This is a genomic window from Chromatiales bacterium (assembly GCA_020445605.1).
Classification (GTDB): Bacteria; Pseudomonadota; Gammaproteobacteria; order JAGRGH01; family JAGRGH01; genus JAGRGH01.
In genome coordinates this window covers 1-6,011 of sequence record JAGRGH010000048.1, presented here as the reverse complement: position 1 = coordinate 6,011, position 6,011 = coordinate 1, and the positions used below count along the sequence as shown (strand labels likewise).

15 protein-coding genes are annotated in these 6,011 nt (G+C 57.8%); all 15 read left to right on the top strand.

Annotated elements, in window-relative coordinates; all coding sequences use genetic code 11:
• The coding region (locus tag KDG50_10245) for a hypothetical protein (protein MCB1865801.1) at positions 1 to 323 on the top strand (323 nt) is incomplete at its 5' end.
• Between the two features lie 237 nt (positions 324 to 560).
• Positions 561 to 746 carry a hypothetical protein gene (locus KDG50_10240; protein MCB1865800.1) on the top strand — a complete coding sequence of 62 codons (186 nt, stop codon included), beginning with the start codon at positions 561 to 563 and terminating at the stop codon, positions 744 to 746.
• Entirely contained in the window at positions 743 to 982 is a 240-nt protein-coding gene (locus tag KDG50_10235) for a hypothetical protein (GenBank protein MCB1865799.1), read from the top strand. Before KDG50_10240 ends, KDG50_10235 begins: the two co-directional genes overlap by 4 nt.
• A complete protein-coding gene (locus KDG50_10230; GenBank protein ID MCB1865798.1) occupies positions 979 to 1,629 on the top strand; it encodes a hypothetical protein in 651 nt (216 codons plus the stop codon). The genes KDG50_10235 and KDG50_10230 overlap by 4 nt, the downstream gene beginning before the upstream one ends.
• Positions 1,626 to 1,928, top strand: a complete 303-nt coding sequence (locus KDG50_10225; GenBank protein MCB1865797.1) for a hypothetical protein — start codon at positions 1,626 to 1,628, stop codon at positions 1,926 to 1,928. Before KDG50_10230 ends, KDG50_10225 begins: the two co-directional genes overlap by 4 nt.
• Before the next feature lie 94 nt (positions 1,929 to 2,022).
• The gene (locus KDG50_10220; GenBank protein MCB1865796.1) at positions 2,023 to 2,409 is read left to right on the top strand and encodes a DUF2493 domain-containing protein; all 387 of its coding nucleotides are present in this window, start codon (positions 2,023 to 2,025) and stop codon (positions 2,407 to 2,409) included.
• Between the two features lie 4 nt (positions 2,410 to 2,413).
• Positions 2,414 to 2,794: a hypothetical protein gene (locus tag KDG50_10215; GenBank protein ID MCB1865795.1), complete on the top strand. Its 381-nt coding sequence runs from the start codon at positions 2,414 to 2,416 to the stop codon at positions 2,792 to 2,794.
• 11 nt (positions 2,795 to 2,805) lie between these two features.
• Positions 2,806 to 3,048 carry a hypothetical protein gene (locus KDG50_10210; GenBank protein MCB1865794.1) on the top strand — a complete coding sequence of 81 codons (243 nt, stop codon included), beginning with the start codon at positions 2,806 to 2,808 and terminating at the stop codon, positions 3,046 to 3,048.
• Positions 3,049 to 3,058: 10 nt separating this feature from the next.
• Positions 3,059 to 3,385 (top strand): DUF2591 family protein, encoded by a 327-nt coding sequence (locus tag KDG50_10205; protein ID MCB1865793.1) that lies wholly within the window; start codon positions 3,059 to 3,061, stop codon positions 3,383 to 3,385.
• Positions 3,382 to 4,113: a hypothetical protein gene (locus tag KDG50_10200; GenBank protein ID MCB1865792.1), complete on the top strand. Its 732-nt coding sequence runs from the start codon at positions 3,382 to 3,384 to the stop codon at positions 4,111 to 4,113. Before KDG50_10205 ends, KDG50_10200 begins: the two co-directional genes overlap by 4 nt.
• Complete coding sequence (locus KDG50_10195; protein ID MCB1865791.1) at positions 4,110 to 4,349, top strand: hypothetical protein; 240 nt, start codon at positions 4,110 to 4,112, stop codon at positions 4,347 to 4,349. Before KDG50_10200 ends, KDG50_10195 begins: the two co-directional genes overlap by 4 nt.
• 28 nt (positions 4,350 to 4,377) lie before the next feature.
• Positions 4,378 to 4,617 (top strand): hypothetical protein, encoded by a 240-nt coding sequence (locus KDG50_10190; GenBank protein ID MCB1865790.1) that lies wholly within the window; start codon positions 4,378 to 4,380, stop codon positions 4,615 to 4,617.
• 9 nt (positions 4,618 to 4,626) lie between these two features.
• Positions 4,627 to 4,890: a hypothetical protein gene (locus KDG50_10185; GenBank protein MCB1865789.1), complete on the top strand. Its 264-nt coding sequence runs from the start codon at positions 4,627 to 4,629 to the stop codon at positions 4,888 to 4,890.
• A 243-nt stretch (positions 4,891 to 5,133) separates the two neighbouring features.
• A complete protein-coding gene (locus KDG50_10180; GenBank protein ID MCB1865788.1) occupies positions 5,134 to 5,595 on the top strand; it encodes a hypothetical protein in 462 nt (153 codons plus the stop codon).
• A gap of 3 nt (positions 5,596 to 5,598) precedes the next feature.
• Positions 5,599 to 5,886, top strand: coding sequence for a hypothetical protein (locus KDG50_10175; GenBank protein ID MCB1865787.1), 288 nt, complete (start codon positions 5,599 to 5,601; stop codon positions 5,884 to 5,886).
• Positions 5,887 to 6,011 lie beyond the last annotated feature (125 nt).

Here is a 6,011-nt window from a genome sequence, read left to right as displayed (position 1 = left end):
CCATGCAGTATGCAAACAAGCGAGCCCAAGGCATTGCGATGATCCGTGCCCATGCGCGGGAGCGGGTTTCAATTGATGGCGAAAAGAAGGTGCACCGCGAGTTGCTGGGCGCGATGGACGCCATCATCCAGGAATTCCGCGTCGAATTCGACGTGCCCGGCATTCGGTATTGGGAGCATCCGGAGACTGCGACGTTCTTCGCAATCGCTCCGGGAGAAATGCCACCGGCCGACTGCCCGGACTTGCCCGAGTGTGTCGAGCTGACTCGGGATGAGTTCCTGAGTCGCCAAGGGCTCCATTTCGGGTACGACGATCGCCTGTAACCGGGCTCGCTTGCTTGCGCGTGCAACTCCACTTTTCGTTGAGGCTTCCACCGCGCCCCAAGTTACTTTGAGGAATTACAGAAGATGAAGATCCGGCCGCGAAGTCCAAACAAGGTCAGAAGAAGATCGCTGGAAAGGCTCTATGCTCATGCGGAACGCAGAAGAAACCTAGAAGGTCGGTGATTCGGTCGAAACCTCGCGTGCGGGGTTTCCGCGGAATAACCGGAGATCGAAAAGATGGGGAAGCAATTCGACAAGCGGATGCACTTCATTACCCTGGCCCTCAACCAGAAGTTGACCACTAGCCCGATGGTGGCCCACACCTGGTACACCCTGAACGGAGCCAAGTCCATCCCGAATGAACAAGCCATCCAGCGATTCAAGAACTGGATCGAAAACCCACCCAAGGGGGAAGCGGCGTGAACAAGATCAATTTGGCACGGGCCTTGTTGCACAGAGCGGCGCAGAAGGAAGCGGCTCGATCGGGCGTCCCCGAAACCCCGCTACGGATAGGAATCGGTACGTCGGGAAACATGGTGGCGATCAAATTCAACATTCCGGTCAACGTCGTGACCATCACTGGTGAACATGCGCGAAACCTGGCCGCCATGCTGACCAAGCAAGCGGACGAGATCGACGCCAGGATGCCGCCGAAATGATCCTCGTCCCCGAGCTGGAGACGATCTTGATCCTGGTCCCGAGAACGGCCAGCCGGTCGATCGCCAATGCCGTCAAGGCGGCCTATCCGCAATCCATGATGCTTTATCGCCACATGGAAGCGGACGGAGTGCCCCACGGCTACGAGGCATGGCCACGGATCGGGGTCGTGCGCAATCCGGTCGAGCGGCTTTGGAGCCTATACCGCTTTCTGAATGACGTCGGCCGCAAGCATTACGCCCCCTATGTCGAGGCACAGCGGGCATGCGTTCAAATGAATTTCAGCGATTGGGTCGTCTCGAATCTCACCGTATTCACGAACCAGTACGACAGCGCCGGATTCGGTCGCATCTTTCCGCAGTACACCGTCCGCCACTCGATCCCCGAGAACCGCAAGAGCCAGCATTTCTATCTGCGACCCGATCTCGGGACGGTCATTTTTGATTTCAACAACCTGGGCAACCTCGCGGCCCGGCTCAAAGTGACTTTGCCGCTGCTGAATGCCACCGACAGCCGGCCCGTGCCCCCGCTCAAGACCGAAACGATTCAACACATCGAGCGCTGGTTCCCGTGGGATCTTGAAGCGACGAATTGCAACCCTTGGAACTATCACCAGCTCTACAAGGCCCCGGAGGGCGACGCACCATGAAAGAGTTCTGCGACCAGATGTCCACCGTATTCGACGAGTGGGCACGACGCTATGCCGAGAATCCCGAGCAATTCGATTCAATCCTGGGACCGGACGGCAAGCCGCGCGAAGCCTACGGCGACCACTGCGTCGACACCTTCTGGACGATCTACGACGAGATTTATCCCCATGAGCTTTACCAAGATAGGCCAGTCGTCGTCATCGGCAGGAACCCGGTTCGAGACATCCTGATTCTGATTACTTTGATCGTCCTGCTCGCCTCGCTGCTGAACGTCGTTTGGGTGTGGGTTTTCGGATGAAACCCCTAATCACCGAACTCGCCATCTGGTCGTTCTTCATCGGCCTTGCGGTGGGCTACGTCTACGGCCTTTTCTGAATTCAAGGAAACACACCATGCGCACGATCATTGCCGGCAGTCGCCATTGCAGCGGGATACACCGACTCCATGCGGCCCTCAAGGAATGCGGGTGGGTGCCCACTGTCGTGCTATCCGGCAGAGCGGCGGGCGCCGATCGACTCGGCGAAATATGGGCGAAGTCGCATGGCGTGCCCCTCGAACTGTACCCCGCCAACTGGCAGGAATACGGCAAGTCGGCCGGCTATCGGAGAAACGTCCAGATGGCGCGCAAGGCTGAAGCCCTGATCGCCCTATGGGACGGGTCGTCGCCAGGAACGAAACACATGATCCAGACAGCCACGGAGAACGGATTGAAGGTCTACGTGCACCGCATCGCCAAGTGGGCACCGCCCCAGCCGGTCAAGACGTACAAGGGGCTTTGAAATCGTGCTGAAAATGAAACCAATGGCCCGAGCCCTGATACTCACGGGCAGCACCATCGAACGGCAACAGGAAATGGCCAAAAAGCTGGCCGAATTCGACGGCGCAATGGCCACGATCGCCTGGCGGGAACTCGTGATTCAAAACCGACTAGCTCTCGCTGTTGCTTCTCGCCCACAAACCTTAATCGTTATGGGCATGGCGTCCGGAACGGTCGAAAGGGCGTGCGTGCATCACATCGTCAAGACTGGCGAAATCGAAATTCTTCGCGAGAACGGGAGCGTCGAAAAGCATCGAATCCCAAACTTCATTTTCTGCTCGGGCCTTGCGAACCCGATGAGCATCGAGCGCTTGGACCGGAGATTTTCGGTCATGCACCTTAAATAAGGATCGCCACGATGGATGACACACCGAAGATCACCATTCAATACACCTGCCCGCTCTGCAACCTGGTCGACCGTCGAATCGAAGTGCAAGAGCGTGCGGACAACCAGGGTATCGGCGAATGGATGGAAGCGCTAGCCGTCGAAATGGCGACGGATCACGACGGCTTGCACCCCGACTGCCACCCCTCACGATTCACGAACGTGCGAATTCCCACCTACGAAGGCCAGCCGGTCGGCCGGGCGCCACGGCAATAGGGTTTCTGAAATGAACGAACTCGATGGGGTCGAACTCGATTCGGCAGTCGCCCTAGTCCTCGGGGTGGAACCGGGCCTGCCGTATAGCAGCGATTGGGGGATCGGTGGCCCCTTGATTCATCGCTTCGCAGTTCACTTGAACGGCCCCGAGGCTAGCGTTCACCGATGCGGCGGACCAAACAGCGGATGGGGCGCGGCCGGCTATTGGGTCGCAACGAGCTGGCGCATTTTCAAGCGAGACGGCGGCCGATCGATCGGCATTCACGAGACGGACCCACTAAAGGCGGCAATGAGAATGATCGCCAAGTGCACAATTCAAAACGAGGTCAGCAAATGAACTTTCCGAATAGGGCCGGGGATCACCCTGATACCGACGACATCCTGCGCGGGGAACTGCGCGCAGCCGGCATCCCGACCATCCAGGAAGCGGACGGCAAACCGCCCGAGTACATGGCGGAATTCTTCCGGCGGGCTTCTGGCGAAGTCAAGACGAGCGTCATCGGCACCTTGCACGGCTGGACTTTCAAACGCGCCTGGACGTATTGGGTCGCCAGTGGGCCGGGGATCGAGATCGAGGCCGCCCAGCGGTTGCACGAAGAACACGGCACCTATGTTCGCGTCGCCGGCCATTGTGCCAGCCCGTCACCTGGCGAATTTTTCCTCGGCCTGGCGTGCGGCAATTACCACGTCGACACCCAGGAAGGGCTCAATGCCATTGCTCGGACGATCCGCGAGCTGGTCGAGCGGCACGAGAAGTCAATGCAAGAGCTGCCAGCCCCGTCATGGTCGATCGGCATCGCGACTCGATACGAGGAAATCGGGGCGCACCTATGCACTCGTGACGGTCGGAAGATCGGTAACGCCGTCGTGATTTCAAACCCGTCTTCGATCGGCGGAGAGAATGCGCACGTCAAGATTCTGACGGAAGCCGGGAACATCTGCCTCATGGGTACGTACGAGCTGCAAAAGCTGTTCTATCGCCCGAAGTGGCTCATGGACGTGACGAACGCTCCAGGTCAATTCGCCAGGATCAACAGACTCACCGACCAGTTGGCAGAGAAATGAACTCCATCACCCCGAGCTGGGAAGCCTTCAAGAGTCGCATGCTGGCGAATGGATCGACCGCCCGCGAGCTGGTCTTGATGAAACGGGCTTTCTACGCTGGAGCATCTGAAATTCTGTTCGCCAATTTGAACATGCTCAACGAGGGAGCCAGTAGGCAGGGGATCGGGGACAAGACCGAAAAGCTACTTGAAGAAGTGCGCCAGTTCTCCCTCTCGATCGTAAGCGGGAAAGAGTAACGATTTTCGAACCAGCGAGGTAAGCAACGTGAACACGATTCAATCCAAATGGGACGACTTCAGAATTCGCGCGATCCATCCGAAGGCCGGCGACAACCAGCTCATTGAAATTAGGCGCGCATTCTTCGCCGGGGCCGCGGCAATCATGGGCATCCACAAGGATCTGGCCGAACGCAATGTCTCGGACCAGGCCGCGTGCGCCGTAGTCGCCGGCCTGTGCGACGAACTCAACGCATTTGCCGCCCAAGTGGGACGGCATCGGGCGTAGGGGTCGAACATGCGGATTAACGTCTACAGCCAAGAACTGACCAGCGAAGTAATCCCGGTCGCCAAAGAGTCAAACACGGGGATCACCTACCACGCGGCACAACTGATTTTGCATTCATCCCGAATGCTCCATCACCCGCCGCTGGATGACGATCGTAGCGCCGTTACCTTTTGGCTTCCGAAGTCGGCTGATCGTCGCGAGGAAATGGCCAAAGCCTTCGAGGAAATCGCCCGCATCTTCCGCGAGTCGCCGCCCGAATCCGGGCTCGATTGAGAGGGGTCAAATGCCCACCGCAGAAGGCTACCGCTGGGCCGACGAAGTGCACCCCCTCACTGTCGGAAGGGACAAGTACGGGTGCAACAGGGAGCCGTCCTGGCCGGAAACAACTTTGATGCAAAACGGCTGGACCGATGACGGTCGTCGAAAGATGATTCCAATCGCGACACGTCCGACCGACCCCACTTGCCATTACGCAAACAAAAAGGACGACAAACGGTGTGAAGGATGCCCGAGACTATGACCATCACCAGCATGAACAAGTGGGTTCCGGAAACCGATCCGGCCATTCTGCGGCGCGTAGGTAAAACCGCGGAGGAAGCGGCCGAAGCGCGATTGCTGTCTGAACTCAAGCGTACCAGGCAAGAACTTCTCGACGAAAGACTTCGTATCGTGAAACTAGAACACGGGGTCGCCCTTGACGACATGGTTCAAGATACGTCGGGAAATCATCTTGTCGTGTGCAAGATCGAACCTGTCTACAACGGCAAACCTTGGGTTTACGGCTACAAGGTAAAAGTGGACGGAAAGGTATCGAAACTTCGCCGATGCCTGTATTCCGATTGGACCGTGGTGAGCGATGCACACGGGGGTCGCATTGCGGCCGAGGTAGATGGATTGGTTCCCAAACCCGCGCCGTGGCCGACGCCACCCAACGATGAAATTGACCGGCCCGCAGGGTCCGGTCGGATGGGGAGTTAAACCATGAATATCGACCGAAAGTACAAGATCAGCGCGGTGAATCCGTGTAGTGGAAACACGCACGATGAGAACGATTCGATTCTGTTCCTTGCGAAAGACCGCGCGGTGCCCGCGATGCTGAAAGCGTATTACTGGGAGAGCAAACGGCTCGGCGCGAATCCCGCTCACTGCGATTCCATCGCCCTCCTAATCGAGCGCGTGGAGAAGTACCAGCGCGATGTCGAGGCGAAGGTGCCCGACACCGATCTGCCTTGCGAAATCCGGCGGTGCGTGGATGGAGAAGGGGTTTAACGATTGAATTGAATGCGGGCGAAGCCCGTCAATTCGAATGACGGGTTGTGCTTCACTCTGAAACTACAGAGAAAGGACTTTCAAAATGAGCATGTGTATCTATCACGGTAACTGTGCAGACGGAT

Bases quoted from the DNA above. Each gene is read 5' to 3' on its own strand.
- KDG50_10240 (MCB1865800.1), top strand. From the start codon at position 561: ATGGGGAAGCAATTCGACAAGCGGATGCACTTCATTACCCTGGCCCTC.
- KDG50_10230 (MCB1865798.1), top strand. From the start codon at position 979: ATGATCCTCGTCCCCGAGCTGGAGACGATCTTGATCCTGGTCCCGAGA.
- KDG50_10225 (MCB1865797.1), top strand. From the start codon at position 1,626: ATGAAAGAGTTCTGCGACCAGATGTCCACCGTATTCGACGAGTGGGCA.
- KDG50_10220 (MCB1865796.1), top strand. From the start codon at position 2,023: ATGCGCACGATCATTGCCGGCAGTCGCCATTGCAGCGGGATACACCGA.
- KDG50_10210 (MCB1865794.1), top strand. From the start codon at position 2,806: ATGGATGACACACCGAAGATCACCATTCAATACACCTGCCCGCTCTGC.
- KDG50_10205 (MCB1865793.1), top strand. From the start codon at position 3,059: ATGAACGAACTCGATGGGGTCGAACTCGATTCGGCAGTCGCCCTAGTC.
- KDG50_10200 (MCB1865792.1), top strand. From the start codon at position 3,382: ATGAACTTTCCGAATAGGGCCGGGGATCACCCTGATACCGACGACATC.
- KDG50_10195 (MCB1865791.1), top strand. From the start codon at position 4,110: ATGAACTCCATCACCCCGAGCTGGGAAGCCTTCAAGAGTCGCATGCTG.
- KDG50_10185 (MCB1865789.1), top strand. From the start codon at position 4,627: ATGCGGATTAACGTCTACAGCCAAGAACTGACCAGCGAAGTAATCCCG.
- KDG50_10180 (MCB1865788.1), top strand. From the start codon at position 5,134: ATGACCATCACCAGCATGAACAAGTGGGTTCCGGAAACCGATCCGGCC.
- KDG50_10175 (MCB1865787.1), top strand. From the start codon at position 5,599: ATGAATATCGACCGAAAGTACAAGATCAGCGCGGTGAATCCGTGTAGT.